The following is an 18,981-nucleotide window of genomic DNA, read 5'->3' as shown; positions in this document are numbered from 1 at the left end:
CGGTGGCGCACCAAGCAGGAAGGTGGCGGGCTTGCGTTGCAGAGACATCGTGTGAGAGGTGATCATACATATTCAAAAGCTATTAGGAAAATTTACCAAACGATCAAATGCAATCTATTGCAATTGTGTTGTTAATTGATTAAAAGCATCATTGGAAGTCGGCGGGCGATCAGGGGTGGCCGGCGTGGGCGCCGCAGCACGGACGGTCCAGAGCAGCCAGTGCACAGCGCAGCAGCTGTGCCCATGGCGGGGTGAACAAAGCTAGGGATATACCCGTGTGCTCGCAAAAAATCTGAGGCGAATCAACACCGTATTGCCCGATCCGTGCTGCTTGTCCATCAACCTATGGACAGACAGCGCTGGATAGCCACAGCAGACTGGTTGGCATGGGCGCAGACGCTGTGGCAAGGGCCGGGCTTGGCTTGGCAGGCAGCCGCGTTTGTGTGGATGAACACCATGGATGGACTACCAAGGAGCACCAAAGCGATGGCAAAACCGTTTGCATCATCGGCCGACATGACGGCCAAAACCGAGACGCTGGAGATCCTGGGCGATGGCGTCTATGCGCTGACCGCGCAAGGCGACCCCAATGTGGGCGCGATCGAGGGCGAGGACTTTATTGTGGCGATCGAGGCGCGCGCCACACCAGCGGCAGCGCGTGACTGGCTGCGCACGCTGCGGGCTCACACGCAAAAACCCATCAAATACCTGGTGCTCACGCACTACCATGCCGTGCGCGTGCTGGGCGCATCGGCCTTTGAGGCCGAGCACATCATCAGCAGCGACGTGACCCGCCAGCTGATCGAGGAGCGCGGCGAGCAGGACTGGGCCAGCGAGTACGGCCGCATGCCGCGCCTGTTCAAGGAGTTCGAAGGCATTCCGGGCCTGACCCGGCCGACCCAGACCTTTGCCACCCGCCACGAGATCGCGCTGGGAGGCGAGCGGGGCAAGCTGGAGCTGCAGTTCAACGGCCGGGGGCATACGGCGGGCGACATCGTCGTCTGGCACGACAAGAGCAAAACTCTGTTTGCGGGCGATCTGGTGGAGGCCGAAGCGGCCTTGTACACGGGCGATGCCCACCACTTTGAATGGGCCGGCGCAACGCTGGACCAGCTCAAGCAGTACCGCGCGCAGAACCTGGTCGGCGGCCGGGGCGCGGTGGCCCGGGGCGAGGCGGCATGCGACGCGGCCATCGAGCAGACGCGCGCGTTCCTCCAGGGCATGATCGACCAGGTGGGGCCGGTCTACCGGCGCGGCGGCACGCTCAAGGAGGCTTTTGAGGCCACCCACCAGGCGTTGGCGCCCCAGTTTGGCCGCTGGCCCATTTTTGAGCACTGCCTGCCGTTCAATGTGCAGCGCCTGTGGGACGAGTTCGATGGCATCAGCTGGCCGCGCATCTGGACGGCCGAGCGCGACCGGGACGTCTGGGCCCAGCTGCAAGGGTGAGCGCCATGGCAGCGAGCACGATGCATCCCCTGGCGCAGGCGCGCAGTGCCACCGCGCCGCCCGCCACCTTGCAGCACCGGGGCATTCCGGTGTGGCGCCATATCGGGGCCACGCCGGCAGCCAGCCGCCAGGAGCCGCGCGCCAGCGTGGTCATCGCCGGGGCCGGGCCGGTGGGGCTGGCCATGGCGCTGGACCTGGCGCGGCGCGGCCATGCGGTCGTGGTCATCAGCCGGCTGGACTTTGTGCCGGGAGGCTCCAAGGCGATCTGCTTTTCCAAGCGCTCGCTCGATATCTTCGAGCGCCTGGGCGTGGGCCAGACCCTGCTGGACAAGGGCGTGACCTGGAACGTGGGCAAGGTCTTTTGGGGCGCGCGCGCCGAGCCCATTTACCAGTTCGACATGCTGCCCATCAAGGACCAGCAGTACCCGGGCTTTATCAATATCCAGCAGTACTACGTCGAAGAGGCCTTGCTCGATGCGCTGCGCGCCCTACCCAACGTGCAATTGCGCCTGGGCCAGAACATCGAGTCTCTGCAGGTCTTGGCGGACCATGTGCGGCTGGGCGTGCAGGCGGGCGCGCAGCATTACACGCAGGAGGCCGACTGGCTCATCGCCTGCGACGGCAGCAAATCGACGCTGCGCGGTCTGATGGGGCTCGATTTCAACGGCCGGGTGTTTGAGGAGAACTTCCTCATCGCCGACATCCGCATGCCCCAGGAACGCCCTGCCGAGCGCTGGTTCTGGTTTGATCCGCCGTTCAACCCCGGCCAGTCGGCGCTGATGCACCGCCAGCCCGATGGGCTGTGGCGGCTCGATTTTCAGCTTGGCTGGGGCATTGACCGCGAGGCCTGCGCCCAGCCCGAGAACGTGGAGCGCTATGTGCGCGCAATGCTGGGGCCCGGGGTGTCGTTTACCACGGAGTGGCACAGTATCTACACCTTCCAATGCCGCCGCATGGACCGCTTTGTCCATGGCCGCGTGCTGTTTGCAGGCGACAGCGCCCACCTGGTATCGCCCTTTGGCGCGCGCGGCTGCAATGGCGGCCTGGCCGATACCGACAACCTGGGCTGGAAGCTCGACCGGGTGCTGCGCGGGGAATCGGGGCAGGCGCTGCTGGAGAGCTACAACGACGAGGCCATTGCGATGGCCGATGAGAACATCCTGCATTCGAGCCGCTCCACCGACTTCCTCACGCCCAAGAGCGCTGCCAGCAGGGCCCTGCGCGATGCGGTGCTGGAGCTGGCAGCGCGCGAAGCCTGGGCCCGGCCCTTTGTCAACTCAGGGCGGCTGTCCACCGCCATCCCCTGCCCGCACAGCGCGCTCAACACCGCCGATGACCAGCCATGGGAGGGCGGCCTGTGCCCCGGCGCGCCAGCGGTGGACGCACCACTGGCCGGGCATTGGCTGCTGCCACGCCTGGGGGGGCGCTTTGTGCTGCTGGCCCACCAGTGGCATGAGGCCCTGCCCGCAGGCGTGGAGCTGCTCGATATTGCCGCGCTGGGCGATACGGCCCTGCTCCAGGCGCGCTATGCGCTGGCGCCGGGCTGCGGCTACCTGATCCGCCCGGACCAGTATGTGGCCGCGCGCTTTCAGGCGCCGGTCGCGGCCAGCGTCTTGCAAGCAGCACTGGATACCGCTTGCGCCTGTGACAGCGCCAGCACCGGTGCCGCCCCGTTGCCCACCCGATTCACCACTGCCACAGGAGCACGGCCATGACCTGCCTGATCCGCCACCCCAACCTGGAGCGCGTCGATGATATTTACCAGCAACTGTTGCACATGCACGAGGGCCTGGACGAGGCCCAAAGCCTGCAGGCCAGTGCCAGGCTGATCTTGCTGCTGGCCAACCATATTGGCGACAGCAGCGTGGTGCTCAGCGCCATCGCACTGGCCACATCGGCTGCGGGCAAAGCGGCGGACTGACCGCGCCCCGGGGACCCCTGGCCCCTGGGCTCGGTGGCCTGTTCGCAAGCCGCAACGCCAGCGCCAGCGCCAGCCAGCAAATAGGGCATAGACCCACTTTATAAAAGGAGACAAATACATGGGGAATTCATCGATCAGCAGCCTGCCCGCGTCGCCGGCAGGCACCACCACCCCGGATGAACGCCGGGTGCTCACTGCCACCTTGGTCGGCACGGCCATCGAATGGTATGACTACTTCATCTACGCGCAGATGGCCGGCCTGGTGCTGGGCACCTTGTTCTTTGGGCCTTTGGCCCAGCACAACCCGGCCCTGGCACAGATCATTGCCTTCGCCACCATCGGCATTTCGTTCTTGTTCCGGCCGCTGGGCGCGGTCGTCTGCGGCTCGCTGGGTGACCGGCTGGGCCGCAAGGCCGTGCTGGTGATGACCCTGGTGCTGATGGGGGGCGCAACGATGCTCATCGGCCTGCTGCCCACCTATGCCCAGATTGGGGTATGGGCGCCCATTTTGCTGGTCGTGCTGCGCGTGGTGCAGGGCTTTTCGGCCGGCGGTGAATGGGGCGGCGCGGCCCTGATGGCGGTGGAACACGCCCCGCGCCACCGGCGCAGCTTTTTCGGCTCCTTTCCGCAGATCGGGGTGCCCATTGGCCTGCTGCTGGCCACCTTGGTGCTCAGCATCCTGACCTCGTCGATGTCCAGCGAGCAGTTCATGGCCTGGGGCTGGCGCATTCCGTTCCTGCTGTCGATCGTGCTGATCGGGGTCGGCACCTTGATTCGCCGCAGCGTTGGCGAGTCGCCGATCTTTGAGCAGATGCATGCCCGCAAGGCGGCGTCATCCGCCCCGCTGCGCAGCCTGTTCCGCCACCACGGCGGCACCGTGCTGCGCACGGCGCTGATCTTTGTCGGCAACAACGCCGCCGGCTACTTGCTCATTGCGTTCTTTGTGGCCTATGGCCGCAACAAGCTGGGCCTGTCGGCCACGCCGCTGCTGGTGGTGACCATGGCCGCCTCGCTCAGCTGGATGGTGTTCACGCTGGTGGGGGGCATGATGGGAGACCGCTTTGGACGGGTGCGCACCTTCCAGATCGGCTATGTGCTGCTGGCCCTGTGGGCGGTGCCGATGTGGTGGCTGGTGGATTCGGGCAGCCTGGCTCTGTTCTTTGTCGCGCTGGCGCTGCTGAGCATTCCGCTGGGTCTCACCTATGGCCCGCAGGCGGCGCTCTATGCAGAGATGTTTCCGGCCCATGTGCGCTACTCGGGCGTGTCCGTGGGCTATGCGCTGGGAACCATCCTGGGCGGGGCCTTTGCCGCCTCCATTGCGCAGTGGCTCATCACCAGCTATGGCCAGTCCTTCTATATCGGCATCTATATCATGGGGCTGGCCCTGGTGTCGCTGGTCGCCGTCAGCACCACGCGCGAGCGCATGGGGGTCGATCTGCAGCAGTAGCGGGTGCACAAGCGGGTCAGCGCACTGCGATGGCCCGCGTCGTTCCACGATGCCACCCACAGAGCCCCTAATGGCTGCCCAGGCCGCAGCAAGGAGTCGCCACCATGCAAGCGTTGATGTTTGATCCCTCGATGGGGCAGTCGCTGCTCGACGCGGCGCTGTCGCCCGATTTTGCGCAGACGCTGCTGGGCGCCTCGCGCGGCCTCGACCAGGTCGAAGAGATCTTCGCCTACCAGGTCGATGCAGCGGGCGGCGTGCACGAGGTCCTGGCTGCCGGCGAGCGCCGGGGGATTGCCGAGCGGACAGGCGCCTACGCCCGGCGCTTCCATGCGATGGACCCGGTGCTGCAGGCGCAGGCCTTGCGGGGCAAGCGCAGCGGGGGTTTTTCGCAGCAGGTGCGGGCCTGCCATCTGCCCTCGGGGGAGTACCGCGAACTGTGTTTTGAGCAACCGGGCTTTGTCGACAAGCTCAGCTTCAGCTGGGTCGATGCTTCGCAGCGCTTGCTGATTCTGAGCTTTTACCGGGGTCTGCATGTGCAGTCCGCCAGCCCCAGTCCGCAATTGGCCGCCTTGGGGCAGTTGGCGATGGTGGCCTTGCATGCCCGGGTCCGGGAATCAGCCGCCCCCACCCGGCCGCAAGCCGATGCCGATGCCGATGCCGATGCCCAAGGTCTATTGCTGGCGCGCCTGCAGCGCAGCTTTCCGTCCCTCACCGCGCGCGAGCGCCTGGTCATTGCGCGCTCCTTGCTGGGGGACAGCGCCCAGGACATTGGCACCGCGCTGTCCATCAGCACGGCGACAGTGCATACCTACCGGCTGCGTGCCTATGCGCGTTTCCGGTTTCGCCGGGCCAGTGATTTTTTGCCAGGACTGCTGAACTAGCGCCTGCCGTCTTCAGAGCAGTTGAGGCGCTCGCAGCGCGCAATGAGCCTGCCTTTGCGCACACGGGCATCCAACCAACAGGCATAAAAAAACCGGGGCCTCAAGCCCCGGTTTTGCTGGTTGTGCTCACCCAGCCAGCAGTGCGGAGTGGCCCGCCCTGCTGGATGGCTGATTTAGCGCTTGCGCAGTTGCAGGCTGGCGCCGGCAGCCAGCAGCAGTGCCAGCAGCAGCAGTGCTACGCGGCTGTCCACTGGCACGGGCGTTGGCGTGCCCGCTTGTGCCTTGACCAGGCTGTTGCTCACCGTCACTGGCACATTGGTGTTGGCCGCGATGGTCACCGGGCTGCCTTCCAGCGTTGGCGCATCCCACTGGTAGCCAGCCGGTGCGGCAGGCAAGGTTTGCGCAATCGTGCACTCAGCGCCGGCCTGGGCACCGGTGATGGTGCCGGTCGCGCTCGCTGGTGGCGACACGATGGTCACGCTGTGGGTGGTTCCCGCTGTGGGCAGGTTGCAAGTGGCAGTCACGACAAAGCTGAAGGGACCGGCCACGCCATCGGGCAGGGTGGTGTTCAGGTTCACCAGGATGTCACCGGTCTGCCCGGTCAGCGCATTGGTCACACCGACTGCCACCGCACCGGTGCTGGGCACCACCACGGGTGCGGGCACCGACGGAGCCGCCCACACGTAGTTGGCAGGCGCCGTTGGCAGCGGCTGGTCTTCCACCACCGTGCAGTTGGCACCGGCTGGCACATTGGCGATCGTCACCTTGGTGTTGGTCGGGTAGTCGGCCAACGTGGCGGTGTAGACCGAGCCAGCGCTAGGCAGGTCGCAGGTGGCGGTAAAGCCAAAGCTGAAGGGGCCGGTCACGCCGCTGGGCAGTGCCAGGGTCTTGGTCACTTCAATGCCCGCTTGCTGGCGCACCAGGGTGCTGGCCATCGTGGCGGCAATGGCGCTGTTGGCAGGCACCGTGACGTTGACATTGGCCGCCGCAGGGCCCCAGCTGAAGTTGGCAGGTGGCGTGGGCAGGGGGCCTTCAGCCACTACGCACTGGGCGCCAGCGGGCACATTGGCGATGGTGGCCGACGTCGCGGTCGGGTAGCTCAAGCTCGCAGGGAACACCGTGCCGGCACTGGGCAGGTCGCAAGTGGCCGTGTACGTGAAGTTGAACGGACCGGTCACGCCATTGGGCAGGGTCAGCGTCTTGTTGATGGTGATGCTGCCAAACTGCTGGTTCAGCGCATTGGTCACCGCCACCGAAGCCACGCCACTGCTGGGCACCGTGACCGGAGCAGGCACGCTAGGCGCTGCCCATTCGTAGCCATCCGGTGCGGTTGGCAGCGGGGTGTTTTCCGTCACCGCGCAGCTGGCGCCCGAGGGGATGCCAGGGATCGTCACCCGGGTGTTGGTCGGGTAGTTGGCCAAGGTCGCAGTGAAGGTCGAGCCCGCGCTGGGCAGGTTGCAGGTGGCGGTAAAGCCAAAGCTGAAGGGGCCGGTCACACCGCTGGGCAGCGCCAGGGTCTTGGTCACTTCAATACCGGCGGTCAAGCGCACCAGGCTGCTGGCCATCGTCACCGGGGCTGAGGCATTCAGCGGCACCGTCACATTGGCGTTCGCTGCCGCAGGGCCCCAGGTGTAGTTCGCAGGGGCTGCAGGCAAGGGGCCTTCCGCCACGACGCACTGCGCACCAGCGGGCACATTGGCAATGGTGGTCGACGTCGCGGTCGGGTACGTCAGGCTGGCGGGGAACACCGAACCGGCCGTTGGCAGATCGCAGGTCGCCGTGTAGCTGAAGGTGAACGGACCAGGGGCGTCACCTGGCAACACCAGATCCTTGGTGATCGTGATGCTGCCATACAGCGCATTGAGCGTATTGGTCACCGTCACCGCCGCGTTGCCGTTGGCAGCGATCACCACGGGCGCAGGCGCCGAGGGGGCCGCCCATTCGTACGAGGCAGGGGCCGCGGGCAAAGGGGTGTCTTCGGTCACCGTGCAGTTGGCAGTGGCGGGCACCTCGTCAATCGTCACCGAGGTATTGGCCGGGTAGCCGGTCAGGGTCGCAGGGTAGGTGAAGCCAGCGGTGGGCAGGTCACAGGTTGCGGTAAACGCAAAATCAAAAGGACCGGTCACACCCGCGGGCAGCACGAGCGCCTTGTTGATGGTCAGGCTGCCCTGCTGGCGCTCGGCAAACAGGTAGTCCACCGCCGTTCCGCCCGTGGGTACCACGATGCCGCTGATGCTGCGGTCCACCGCCGTGCCAGACGCTGCGCCATTGACGGTGCCGGGGGTGGCACCAACGGCCAGCCACTGCGCACCGGGGGCAATGCTCAAGGTCCAGGAGCCGCTGGCAAGACCTGGGAAATTGGCCTGGCCATCGACCGTGGCGCCCGGCGCAAAGCTGTACACGCCCGAGGCGTCGGTCACTGCGCTATGCGTTTCGCCTGCCGTGCAGGCAGGGCCGGCATCGCAGGTCAGCGTGGCCGTGATGCCCGCTACTCCCGCTTCACCAGCGTCCAGCGTGTTGTTCATGTTCAGGTCGTTGAACACCAGGCCCGTCAGGCTGGCAGCCGCCTGGCCACGCAGCTCCACCTGTCCGCTTGCCGTCAGCACCAGGCCCCCGGGGCTCAGCTCGCGGCCAAACACGTCGTTGTACAGCTCGGTGGTGGGCGCCAGCGGGGAAGCGCTGCGCATCGTCAGGTTGGCAATACCGCTGTAGCCCGGTTGCAGCGTCGAGCTGGTGGTAAAGCGCAGCGCCGTCACACCGGCGGGGAAGGCACCGCCGGCGTAGGCCGTCCAGGCCACGCCGGTGGCTGCATCTTCATTGCCCGGGGTTTGGACGGCAGCGCGCACCGTGGCCGCTGCCGTGGTGGTGTACTCAATGCCGATCGTGCCCTGGCCGGAGCCACCCATGGCGGCGGTGGCGCTGACCATTTGCAGCGGGCCCAGGCCCGTGGTGCCGCGGTCGTCGCCATCAAAGGGCAGCACATCGACCATGCGCAACTGGCCCTTGGCCGTGCTGGTGGCATTGCCAAACGAGATCGCATAGGTAAAGGGCTGTCCGGCGGTGATGCGGGTGACCGGATTGGCCGGGTCGCTGTTGTCGACCGTGCCGCCACTGACCAGCGCCTTGCTCATCTGGAAGCCGGCAACGCCCGACACCGTGGTGCTGACCCGCTCATTGCGGTCTTGCAGCAAGGCGGCCGGCACGATATTGGGCACACCGGTGTAGTCGGCAAAGCTCAGGTCATTGTTGGCTGCCACCAGGCCCACCAGCGGGTAGGTGCCCACCGGAGAGATATAGGCTGCCTGAGCCTGGAAGGTGATGGCCGGGTGGGCCGTGGCATGGCCCTGGTACGGGGCCGGGCCCACCGCGCCACCGGGTGCTGCCAGGTCGCCCAGGTTCAGCACCAGCTTGGCGGGAGCGCCATCGTCAGCCGTACCGGGCAAGCCGTCCGGGCCCAGATTGGCGGGCGTGAGCACATAGGTTGCCCCGGGCGGCAAGGCCGGTGCAATCGAGCTCTCCAGCGGCTGGATATAGGTGTTGGGAAAGTCAAGGGTGATCTGCACATTGCGTGAGACGCCATTGACCCCGGGCGTGGTCGCGCCAATGGTGGTGGGCGTGACGCTGATCGGGAAAATATCGCCAGGCGAGACGCTGCCGGGCAGCGCAATGCTGTGCCGCACCAGCGCAGACGCCGCCTGCACATAGCCGCCACCGTTGGCGCCAACGGTGCTGCTGTTGCCGTCAAAGGTCGAGTACACGCGTCCGCTGGCTGCCGTGAAGTACTGGGAGAACCAGGGCAGCGGTGCATCATCGGCCAGCGCCAGCGATGCCGCGCTGCTGCTGCGCTGCAGCGGCAGCACCAGGCCCAGCGTTTGGCCAGGTGTCAGATTGGGGCTGTAGGCATAGCGCACGCTGGTGATGGTATTGGGCGGCAGCGATGCGTAGTTGCTGGTCCACAGCGGATTGCCATCACCGGCGACCCCGCAGTTGGCCGCGCGGCGCGCCGCATCATCGGCATAGGGCTGGGCCGAATACTCCATCACCATATTGGCGGGCGCTACATCGGGCGACAGCAGATTGGTTGGCTGGTAGAAGACCGCCAGGTTGCTCAGCTTCAGGCTGGCGGGCGCGCGCAACTCCAGCAAGGCCGGGTTCCAGGCCACACAGGATTGCGCATCGGTGGCCGGGTCTTCGGAGGTCGGGCGGTTGCCCACGCCCATCAGCGCATTAAAGGCCTGGCCGGGCACCACCTTCTCAAAGTTCTGGGTGTAGCCATGGCCATCGCCGTAGATCAGGTTGACGTTGTCATACACCGCGCCGCCGCTGATGGCCAGCTGCAGGGTTTGGGTACGGCTGACCGTTGCAAAGACACAGGTTTGCGTGCCGTTCGCGCCAGCCGGGCAGACATAGCCGGGCTGGTAGCCCGGCGCTGGCACCGCATTGGACTGGCCGCCCAGGCCCAGTGGTGCAAAGTTGACCAGCTGCGCCGTGATGGGGCTGTTCTGGCCTGCCGGGAAGTTCGGGATCTCGGGCACACCAATCAGCACCGTCAGTAAAGCCGTGCTTCGCCATGCAGCATCGAGCCCACCCACCGCAGCGGCATCGAGGAAATGCGTGGTGGGGTTGGCGATCTGTACGGTGATATCGGTGCCGGGTCCGCCAGGCTGGCTACAGGTAGCGCCAGCGGGGCAGGTACGAACCACCGCACCCGTTTGCACCTTGATGGTGACGGACACCGGGTTTTGTAGCGCCTCATAGCCCTTGAAGTTGCCACTGGCGGGCAGCAAAGCCCCCAGGCTGATGGCCACCGGCATGCGGCGCTCCCAAACGCCGGAGCCTGGCGTGGTTTCCGCACGCACGATATTTGCAGCCTCTACCCGCACCCGGGTATCGGTTTTTGGGGTGGCGGATACGGTAACCGGCGCCGATGTGACCGACGAGCCGCTGGACGCGGCGGTCAATGCCACCGATGCGCCATTGCCGACATTGCCCACCCAGCTGAGCACCTGGAACGACTCTACGCCCGCACTGGCGGGCTGGCGGTTACAGGTCAGCACGGTTCGGGCAGCATTCAAGCTGCCGCCGCCAGGGCCATTACACACGGAGGCAGCAGTGGCAGTGGGATCCCAGCGCATGCCCGCAGGCAAGGTCGCGGTGATCACGCTGTTGCTGGTGTCCGAAGCGTTGTAGCCGATGGTGTAGAGGACGGTGTCCTGGCTGCGCACGACGCCATTGGCAGGCCCGCTGTCATTGCCGGGGTTGTTGTCGGCGTCGAATGGGCCGCTGCCGTCGGCACTGACCACCGCGCTGGTGATGGTGATGGCCGCTTGCGCCGGGCTGGCCAAGGCGCACAGGCCCGCCAGGGCCAACAGGGCCCTGCCAATCACCGCGCCACGCAGGGCGCCTCCGTTGGGCCGGGTCGCAGGCCCTTGCGCCTCCCAGCGCATGCGATGCAGATAATTTTTTATCACATCAACTCCATTCATTGGAAATATTAATATGTACAAATTTTAATGGCCTCGTTACCTAAATTAGCACCGCGGACAAGGGCTGGCACAAAAACCACTGTTTTCGTCTTGGTTTGAAAAAATTAACATTCATACGTTACATATGCCACAACCTAGGGTTTACGCGGGCGCTCCGGGTCGGCTGTTCGGTGCCTATTTTGTCGCCACCAAAACCTCGCAAACGCCTATGGGATAAGGGTTCTACCTCTGACATGCGACATCGCTGCAAACCCATCCGCCAAGGCATTCGGTTAACAATTCGTCGCCAAAATGGCATAACGCTCTCTTTGGTTTATTTCGTAACCTTTCGTTTTTTATGCATCCAACCCACAGCATTTACCGTTTATCAGCACGCGCACAAAAACTACCACTTCTCGAAAAATTTGCTGTATTAGCAATGCTCTAGGCATCTGCCGATTTTCATAAGTTCTGATCATTAAAGTGTCAGTTATGACTGGCTAGTTATTCAATCAATGACTCTATCTATACACTTTTGATTTGTTAACTTCTGACAACCCAGCGCTGTACCTGACTGGCACCACAGGGCTCTAAAACCCTAGAAATTCACAGCAAAAATCGCATTTGACGCTTGCCAGGTCACTGCACCTGAACGCGCCCAATGGGCTGTAAAAAAACCGCGCCCCCGCCATCAAACCCTGTAGCTCCAAGGGTTTGGCTACCTGCAGGCATGGTATCGACGGCCTTTTTCCGCCCCCACACCCAGCAGCAGCGCCAGCACAGAATGCGCATTCAACATAGCTGTTAATGATTTGATTCATTGATTTATTAGCATAAAGCTATAATTTATGCGCATGTGTCGCTGTATGCCGCCCAGTCTCTACAGATGGCGGCCCAGACACGCTTTCTTCAGGTCTGCAGGCACAGGGTGGGGTACCGCCCAGCCATTGCCGGCCTGATTCCCCGTTTCATCCCGGGTGGTGAGGTCACCGCCCGCCTTGCGCTACCGCTGCCTGCGGTCGTACCAATCCGCCCCTCGCAGGCAGCACAACACGCCCCTTCTTTCTGCCATGTACCTCTTGATCATTGCTGTCAGCCTGTTGATGCTGAAAATCTATGAAATTCCACCAATAGATAGCTGGCCATGGCCCCATGTGCTGGCGCCCTCGTTGCTGGCCCTGCTGTGGAAGCTGTGGGCCGACTGGTCCGGCTACACACGCCGGCGCAGCCGGGCGCGGCGCGCCCGCAAGCAATCGGCCCGCTATGTGAAAGACAAGGACCTTTTCAGATTCAACGCGACCCGGTCCCGCGACAGATAAGAGCGGCCCACACCGCCCCGGCAAACCCACCCCGTGTTTGCCCTGGAGACGAGAGGCGAGCCGCTGGCGGTGCCACAAGCACTGCCGGGCCTGGCCACCGGGCATGTGTGGGCCACTTAGCGCCGGCTGCATACCGCGCAAGGTATGCGCCATTTCCCCCACACACTAGAAGAAGTAGTTATGCTCACCTTGATTGGCTTAGCCATTGTTGTTGTCATCGTCGCCCTGCTGCTGAGCGAGAAGGTCTCGCCCGTGATCAGCATGGTGTTGGTGCCCCTTGCCGGCGCCCTGATCGCTGGCTTCAGTACCAGCGAGATCACCGGTTTCTACCGCCACGGCATCAGCTCCGTGGTGCAGGTGGTGACCATGTTCATCTTTGCCATTTTGTTTTTTGGCGTGATGAACGATGTGGGCTTGTTTGACCCGCTGATTCGCGCCATGGTGCGCATCACGCGCGGCAATGTGATTGCCGTGGCCGTGGGCACGGTGCTGATATCGGCCATCGCACAACTCGATGGCGCAGGCGCCTCCACCTTCTTGCTGGTGGTGCCGCCGCTGCTGCCGCTGTACCAGCGCCTGAAGATGAGCCCCTACCTGCTGTTTTTGCTGCTGGCTGCCAGCGCCGGCGTGGTCAACATGCTGCCCTGGGGTGGGCCGGTGGGCCGCGTAGCCACGGTGCTGGAGATGGATGCCGTGGCGCTGTGGCGCGAACTGGTAGTGGTGCAAGGCCTGGGCCTGGCCTTGCTGCTGGTGCTGGCGGTGTTTTTGGGCCTGCGTGAGCAGCGCCGCATTCGCCGCCAGGCGCTCAAGGCCGAGCTGGCGCAAGCCATGCCTGCTGCGGTGTCCGGCTCTGCGTCTGCAGCTGCGTCTGCGTCGGTGGCGACATCGGCGCCCGCATCCGCCCATCCCAGCCATGTCGACGAGCTGGCCGCGGCACTGCAGCCCCATGCCGCCACCAAACTGGCCATGCAGGCGGCTGCAGCCAAGGCCGCCGATGAGGCGCGCGCGCAGCTGTTGCGCCCCCGGCTGCGCTGGGTCAATGCGCTGGTGTTTTTGCTCACCCTGGCGGTGCTGGTGATGGGCGTGTTCCCGCCCGGCTATACCTTCATGATTGCGCTGTGCGTGGCCCTGGTCATCAACTACCCCCAACCCAAGGTGCAGATCGAGCGCATCAATGCCCACGCGGGCGGCGCCATCATGATGGCCAGCATCATCTTGGCGGCCGGTACGTTCCTGGGCATCCTCAAGGAGTCGGGCATGCTCAACAGCATTGCGCGGGCCTTGGTCGATGTGCTGCCGGCCGTGCTGCTGCCCTATGTGCACCTGGTCATTGGCGCCATCGGCATTCCGCTGGAGCTGGTGCTGAGCACCGATGCCTACTACTTCGCGCTGTTCCCGGTCGTCGAGCAGATCACCTCGCAGGCGGGGGTGCCGTCGACCTCGGCAGCCTACGCGATGATCATCGGCAGCATTGTGGGCACCTTTGTCTCGCCGTTCTCGCCAGCGCTGTGGATGGGCCTGGGCCTGGCCAAGCTGTCGATGGGCCAGCATATCCGCTACTCGTTCTTCTGGATCTGGGGCTTGTCGCTGTCACTGCTGGTGCTGACCTGGATGCTGGGCATTATCTGACCGGCACGGCGCCAGCCCTGCCCCGGGGCAGGGCTGGCGCACCGTGCTAGCGGCGCAGCAGACGGCTCGCTGCAGCGCGCGCAGGCGCACTCTCCTCGGCCGGTGCCGGCCGCGCCTGCAGGGACTGCCGGAAATCGCGCGCATAGCCAAAGCTGGGCGCCGGGTGGCGCGCAGCAAACCAGAAGGTGGTGGCCGCGGCAATCTGCGGCCTGCAGTACCAATAGGCATGGCCATCACCATCCATGGCCCACCAGCGCGCATCCTCTGGCGCCTGGCTCCAATCGATGCTTGAAAAATTCATAGTTGAGCTTGTAAAAAAATAAAAGACATTCCCGCGCCGGCTGTCCGGCCCGTCGATGGGCCCGGTCTGCCGCACCAGCAGCGGAGTTTCGGAAATGCACCAGGGGATGCCATTGCGCAGCGGCAGCGCCGGCCCGGTCAAGACATGGCATCCGGGCAAAGGGGCAGGCTGCTGCGGGCATGCACAGCGCATCGGCAGCATGGGCAGCCGGCTGCGGCAGGCAGTGCGCTGGCCCAGGGCCAGGGAGGCGCTGAACGCCACCGGTCAAAACCGCCCTGTGGGCGGCACGCCAGCCTCGGGCCGATCTGTGCGAAAAAACCAACTTAAATAATATACTATATCTATCGTTAATAAATAGCGATAAATTCAACAAATGTTAGGTATGCCTACGATCTACCCCATGTGTGGCACAGTCGCTACCCATCGCGGCGCCATCACTTCGCCATTCATCGGTGAAAACACCGATGAAACAGAGGCAATTTCGTAAAAATCTCCGGAACTTTTACGCTTCTGCCTGGTGCTATCCAGTTGCCATCGGCGCCCGTTACCACCCATTTTTTTACGCATCTGTAAAAAATTTAATTACATAGCAATTTACAATTGGAGTAATTATTTTGATTTGAAAAAATGAATTCATCATGACCCACGTTTACCAGCCGCAGAGATCGGCATCCATCCCCACATTGCGGCAGCTCAGCTGCTTCAAGCAGGCCGCTGAGCACCCCACCTTCACCCAGGCTGCCCAGTCGCTGGCGATGAGCCAGCCGGCCTTTTCCTCCGCCATCCGCGAACTCGAAATCACGCTGGGCGTCACCTTGTTTGACCGCAGCATGCGGCGCGTGCGGCTGACACCAGCGGGCGAATCGGTGCGCGCCCAGGTCAGCTGGATGATTGCCACCTTTGACCAGGGCATGGAGGAGATGCTCCAGCGGCTGCAGCACCAGAGCCGCTCTATCCGCATCCACTGCATCCCATCGGCATCGCAGTGGATTGCGCCGTACATGGCCCAGTTCCAGCAGCGCCACCCGGAGGTGCATTTCGTGCTCGACGACATGCACAGCGACACGCTGATCGAGTCGATCACGCAAGGGGATGCGGATATTGCGGTCGGGCTGCATTTCGATATGCCTGCGCACATTGATTCGCGCCTGATCACCAGCGATGAGATCGTGGTCGTGGTCTCCCCGCGCCATCCGCTGGCCCAGCAGGCCAAGCTGCACTGGCACGATCTCAAAGACCAGCCGCTGGCGGTGCTGCGGCGGGGCAATACCTATGACATGATCACCACCGTGCTGCGCGAGCAGGGCGTGCATGTCAATGTGCCGCACAACCTGTCGTCGATCGAATCGCTGTACGCGCTGGTGCACAGTGATCTGAAAGTCGGACTGATATCCAGCCTGAGCAAGCAGGCGCACACTGACCCGCAGCTGTGCTACCTGCCGATCGCCCGGCCACAGCTGGCCAGAAAAATCTGTCTGATGAAGCACGGCAAGCAGGCCGACACCCCGTTGCTGGTGCAAGCCTTCTGGGACATGCTGTGCGAGACGCTGTGAGCCCGTCCAGACCACCGCCTATTGGCTGCAGGCATGCCATTGCTTGCCCTTCCTTCCCCGGCGCCAGTGCGTTATCGCCAGCGCCACAGCCCCGCCCTGCGCTAGTCTGAATACCCTTTGGGCCAGGCACTTGGCCGCTCACAACAAGCCTCCCAGTTCTTGCCCCGCGCCGTATGGCCAATGCCGGGGTTCAAGCTGTTACTGGGGTCCAGCTGGCGGTAAAAATCGGCCAATGCAGGCTTGGCCACATAGAGGTGGCCTACGTTATGTTCTGCCGGGTACTCGGCCCGGCGCGCATCGAGCAGCGCCCACATGCGGTGCTCCATCGCCAGTGGATCGACGCCCTTTTTCACGATGTAGTCCTGGTGGAAGACATGGCAGAAAAAGTGGCCATAGTAGAGCTTGTGCACCATGTCGGCCTCAACCTCGGCGGGCAACTGCTCCACCCAGTCGCGGTCATTGCGGCGCAGGGCGACATCGAGCGCGACGATATCTTCGACCTGGGCGCGGTGCACTTCGCGGTAGCGGATGGCGGCGCCGGCAATCGCAAAGCGGTGCAAAAAGGCCTTGCGCCCTTCATCGGCATCACACTCAAACCAGCCGCCACTGGCGCTGCCAGCAAAATGCGTGCTCAGAAACGCGCGTGTGGCGTCCGCCGTGTCGTTCGATACGCGCAGCAGCAGGTGGAGCTCATAGCGCTCGCGCCACTGGCGCATGCGCGGCGGCAAATGGCTGGGCAAGAGGTTGGTGACCGCCTGGATGATGCGGTCGCTGACGCCGCGCAGGCCCAGGCGCTCAAAGAAACCATCGACCCGGCTTTTGAGCGCAAAGGCTGCAGGCACGCGGGCAGTGCCAAAGCGGTCAATCAGCAAGAAGGTGTCCTTGCCGTATTGCTCGCCAATGTCGTAGGCGGTGCGGTGGATGTACTCACCGGCAATCGGCAGCTCGGGCAACGCAGTGAGCAGATGGCGGCGCACGGTGGTCAGGTCGTCGGCCGCATTGCTGCCGATATAGAAGACGGTGCTGGGCACTTTCGGAAAAGTATCGAGCCGCACTGCAAACAGGCAGAGCTTGCCGGCCGAGCCCGAGGCCTCAAACAAGCGCGAGGGATCGGCATTGAAGCGCGCGGGCGAATCCTGGTCCACATCGCGCACGGCGGCGGCGTAGCGCGGGTCGGAGGCGGCGCGCTGCGCATCGTGCGTGATGTCGGCCTCGCGGTAGTCGCCGTTGTGCAGGCGGGTCAAAATCTCTTGCGGGCTATCCCCCAGCGCAATGCCCAGGTGGTTGACCAGCGCCAGCGAGCCATCGGCCCGCACCTGGGCGTAGAGCGCCAGCTCGGTATAGGCCGGTCCGCGCCGCACCAGCGAGCCGCCGGAATTGTTGCAGATGCCGCCGAGCACCGAGGCGCCGATGCAGGACGAGCCGATGACCGAATGCGGCTCGCGCCCCAAGGGTGCCAGCACCTGCTCCAACTTGTCCAACGTGGCCCCGGGCAGGCAGATGACCTGGGCGCCACCGCCGATCACCTGCACTCCGGTGATGCGCAAGGTGTTGATCAGCACGATCTCGCGGTCATAGCCGCTGCCATCGGGCGTCGATCCGCCGGTGAGCCCGGTGTTGGCCGCCTGCATGATGACAATGCGGCCTGCGGCCACAGCGGCCTCCAGCACCTGCCACTGCTCCCATAGGCTGGCCGGGCGCACCACCGCCAGCACCGGGCCTTCGCCAGTCCGGTGGCCTTTGCGAAAACGGCGCGTGGCCTGGTCGCCCGTCAGCACATGGGCGGGGCCGACGGCGGCGCGCAGTTGGGCCAGCAGCGCTTCGCGCGATACGGAGGTGGTGGTGGCAGCGGTCATGGCAGGTCTTGGTAGGGTGCGTCGTTTACTGGCGCACCAGCAGATCGCCGTTGATATCGGCGACCTTGGCCACGCTGGTCAAGGTCATCGCCACGCGCATTTCCTTTTCCATCAGCTCCAGCAGGTGCTTGACGCCGGCCTGGCCGGAGGTGGCCAGCGCATAGATAAAGGCGCGGCCGAGCAAGGTGGCGTCCGCCCCCAAGGCGATGGCGCGCACAATGTCGAGCCCATTGCGGATGCCCGAGTCCGCCAGAATCTTGATCTGGCCCTTGACCGCATCGGCAATGGCCGGCAACGCGCGGGCCGAGGACAGCACGCCATCCAACTGGCGGCCCCCATGGTTGCTGACCACAATGCCATCGGCGCCAAAGCGCACGGCATCCTTGGCGTCTTCCGGGTCCAGGATGCCCTTGATGACCATCGGGCCCTTCCAGAAGTCGCGGATCCATTCCAGGTCCTTCCAGGAGATCGATGGATCAAAATTGCTGCCCAGCCAGCCGATGTAGTCGGCCAAGCCGGTGGGGCTGCCCCGGTAGGCGGAGATATTGCCCAGGTCGTGCGGTCGGCCGTTCAAGCCCACATCCCAGGACCAGGCCGGGTGGGTGACGGACTGCCAGTAGCGGCGCATCGCGGCGTTGGGGCCGCTCATGCCCGAATGCGCATCGCGGTAGCGGGCGCCGGGCACGGGCATATCAACGGTGAACACCAGGGTGGAGCAGCCGGCGGCCCGCGCGCGCTCGAGCGCGTTCTTCATAAAGCCCCGGTCCTTGAGCACATAGAGCTGGAACCACATGGGCCGGCCCAGGCCGGGTGCCACCTCTTCAATCGGGCAGACCGAAACGGTGGACAGGGTGAAGGGAATGCCATGGGCAGCGGCGGCGCGTGAGGCCTGCACCTCGCCCCGGCGTGCAAACATGCCCAGCAGGCCCACGGGCGCGAGGATGGCGGGGATAGAGAGCTTCTCGCCAAACAGCTCGATGCTGGTGTCGAGCTGGCTCATGTCCTTGAGCACGCGCTGGCGCAGGGCCACATCGGCGTAATCAGCCACATTGCGCTTGAGCGTTTGCTCGGCGTACGCGCCGCCATCGATGTAGTGGAACAGAAAGGGCGGCAGGCGCTTTTGCGCGGCGGCGCGGTAGTCGGATGCGGAAGAGATGATCATG

General features: G+C 64.3%; 12 protein-coding genes. 8 read left to right on the top strand and 4 right to left on the bottom strand.

All coding sequences use genetic code 11. The annotated features are described in order from the left end of the window. Window positions 1-486 precede the first annotated feature (486 nt). The 5 genes from F0Q04_RS03650 to F0Q04_RS03630 all read left to right on the top strand — a co-directional run bounded on the left by F0Q04_RS03650 (window position 487) and on the right by F0Q04_RS03630 (window position 5,695). Window positions 487-1,446 (top strand): MBL fold metallo-hydrolase, encoded by a 960-nt coding sequence (locus F0Q04_RS03650; protein ID WP_182344511.1) that lies wholly within the window; start codon window positions 487-489, stop codon window positions 1,444-1,446. A 5-nt stretch (window positions 1,447-1,451) separates the two neighbouring features. After that, the gene (locus F0Q04_RS03645; RefSeq protein WP_198424344.1) at window positions 1,452-3,161 is read left to right on the top strand and encodes an FAD-dependent oxidoreductase; all 1,710 of its coding nucleotides are present in this window, start codon (window positions 1,452-1,454) and stop codon (window positions 3,159-3,161) included. Next, the gene (locus F0Q04_RS03640) at window positions 3,158-3,367 is read left to right on the top strand and encodes a DUF2783 domain-containing protein (protein WP_165841158.1); all 210 of its coding nucleotides are present in this window, start codon (window positions 3,158-3,160) and stop codon (window positions 3,365-3,367) included. The genes F0Q04_RS03645 and F0Q04_RS03640 overlap by 4 nt, the downstream gene beginning before the upstream one ends. Before the next feature lie 118 nt (window positions 3,368-3,485). Beyond that, window positions 3,486-4,814: an MFS transporter gene (locus F0Q04_RS03635; RefSeq protein ID WP_182344509.1), complete on the top strand. Its 1,329-nt coding sequence runs from the start codon at window positions 3,486-3,488 to the stop codon at window positions 4,812-4,814. A 104-nt stretch (window positions 4,815-4,918) separates the two neighbouring features. Then, on the top strand, window positions 4,919-5,695 hold the full coding sequence (locus F0Q04_RS03630; RefSeq protein ID WP_182344507.1) for a helix-turn-helix transcriptional regulator: 777 nt from the start codon (window positions 4,919-4,921) through the stop codon (window positions 5,693-5,695). A 173-nt stretch (window positions 5,696-5,868) separates the two neighbouring features. On the opposite strand, the gene F0Q04_RS03625 is transcribed toward F0Q04_RS03630, so the two are convergent. Continuing rightward, window positions 5,869-11,166 carry a DUF5979 domain-containing protein gene (locus F0Q04_RS03625; RefSeq protein WP_182344505.1) on the bottom strand — a complete coding sequence of 1,766 codons (5,298 nt, stop codon included), beginning with the start codon at window positions 11,164-11,166 and terminating at the stop codon, window positions 5,869-5,871. A gap of 1,064 nt (window positions 11,167-12,230) precedes the next feature. Here F0Q04_RS03625 and F0Q04_RS03620 point away from each other — a divergent pair. Both F0Q04_RS03620 and F0Q04_RS03615 read left to right on the top strand, forming a co-directional pair. Then, the gene (locus F0Q04_RS03620; RefSeq protein WP_116925448.1) at window positions 12,231-12,479 is read left to right on the top strand and encodes a TIGR04438 family Trp-rich protein; all 249 of its coding nucleotides are present in this window, start codon (window positions 12,231-12,233) and stop codon (window positions 12,477-12,479) included. Between the two features lie 180 nt (window positions 12,480-12,659). Continuing rightward, complete coding sequence (locus tag F0Q04_RS03615) at window positions 12,660-14,108, top strand: CitMHS family transporter (RefSeq protein ID WP_182344503.1); 1,449 nt, start codon at window positions 12,660-12,662, stop codon at window positions 14,106-14,108. A gap of 46 nt (window positions 14,109-14,154) precedes the next feature. Here F0Q04_RS03615 and F0Q04_RS03610 read toward each other — a convergent pair whose 3' ends face one another. Continuing rightward, window positions 14,155-14,409, bottom strand: coding sequence for a hypothetical protein (locus tag F0Q04_RS03610; protein ID WP_021026177.1), 255 nt, complete (start codon window positions 14,407-14,409; stop codon window positions 14,155-14,157). A 638-nt stretch (window positions 14,410-15,047) separates the two neighbouring features. On the opposite strand from F0Q04_RS03610, the gene F0Q04_RS03605 reads away from it, so the two are divergent. Beyond that, window positions 15,048-15,962 (top strand): LysR family transcriptional regulator, encoded by a 915-nt coding sequence (locus F0Q04_RS03605; RefSeq protein ID WP_182344501.1) that lies wholly within the window; start codon window positions 15,048-15,050, stop codon window positions 15,960-15,962. Window positions 15,963-16,063: 101 nt separating this feature from the next. Here the strand turns inward: F0Q04_RS03605 and dld are convergent, their stop codons facing one another. Both dld and lldD read right to left on the bottom strand, forming a co-directional pair. Then, window positions 16,064-17,818, bottom strand: a complete 1,755-nt coding sequence (gene dld, locus F0Q04_RS03600; protein WP_182344499.1) for a D-lactate dehydrogenase — start codon at window positions 17,816-17,818, stop codon at window positions 16,064-16,066. A 25-nt stretch (window positions 17,819-17,843) separates the two neighbouring features. Continuing rightward, window positions 17,844-18,980, bottom strand: a complete 1,137-nt coding sequence (gene lldD, locus F0Q04_RS03595) for an FMN-dependent L-lactate dehydrogenase LldD (RefSeq protein WP_116925444.1) — start codon at window positions 18,978-18,980, stop codon at window positions 17,844-17,846. Window position 18,981: the final 1 nt, after the last annotated feature.

Origin of the sequence: Comamonas koreensis (assembly GCF_014076495.1) — a bacterium.
In the GTDB taxonomy this organism is placed as follows: domain Bacteria; phylum Pseudomonadota; class Gammaproteobacteria; order Burkholderiales; family Burkholderiaceae_C; genus Comamonas; species Comamonas squillarum.
The sequence above is the reverse complement of the archived record's forward strand: the minus strand, read 5'-3'. Positions and strand labels throughout refer to the sequence as shown.

What these genes read in the sequence shown, in the direction of transcription:
- F0Q04_RS03650 (WP_182344511.1), top strand. Translation starts at nt 487, where the DNA reads ATGGCAAAACCGTTTGCATCATCGGCCGACATGACGGCCAAAACCGAG.
- F0Q04_RS03610 (WP_021026177.1), bottom strand. Translation starts at nt 14,409, where the DNA reads ATGAATTTTTCAAGCATCGATTGGAGCCAGGCGCCAGAGGATGCGCGC.
- dld (WP_182344499.1), bottom strand. Translation starts at nt 17,818, where the DNA reads ATGACCGCTGCCACCACCACCTCCGTATCGCGCGAAGCGCTGCTGGCC.
- F0Q04_RS03605 (WP_182344501.1), top strand. Translation starts at nt 15,048, where the DNA reads ATGACCCACGTTTACCAGCCGCAGAGATCGGCATCCATCCCCACATTG.
- F0Q04_RS03640 (WP_165841158.1), top strand. Translation starts at nt 3,158, where the DNA reads ATGACCTGCCTGATCCGCCACCCCAACCTGGAGCGCGTCGATGATATT.
- F0Q04_RS03635 (WP_182344509.1), top strand. Translation starts at nt 3,486, where the DNA reads ATGGGGAATTCATCGATCAGCAGCCTGCCCGCGTCGCCGGCAGGCACC.
- F0Q04_RS03615 (WP_182344503.1), top strand. Translation starts at nt 12,660, where the DNA reads ATGCTCACCTTGATTGGCTTAGCCATTGTTGTTGTCATCGTCGCCCTG.
- lldD (WP_116925444.1), bottom strand. Translation starts at nt 18,980, where the DNA reads ATGATCATCTCTTCCGCATCCGACTACCGCGCCGCCGCGCAAAAGCGC.
- F0Q04_RS03630 (WP_182344507.1), top strand. Translation starts at nt 4,919, where the DNA reads ATGCAAGCGTTGATGTTTGATCCCTCGATGGGGCAGTCGCTGCTCGAC.
- F0Q04_RS03645 (WP_198424344.1), top strand. Translation starts at nt 1,452, where the DNA reads ATGGCAGCGAGCACGATGCATCCCCTGGCGCAGGCGCGCAGTGCCACC.
- F0Q04_RS03620 (WP_116925448.1), top strand. Translation starts at nt 12,231, where the DNA reads ATGTACCTCTTGATCATTGCTGTCAGCCTGTTGATGCTGAAAATCTAT.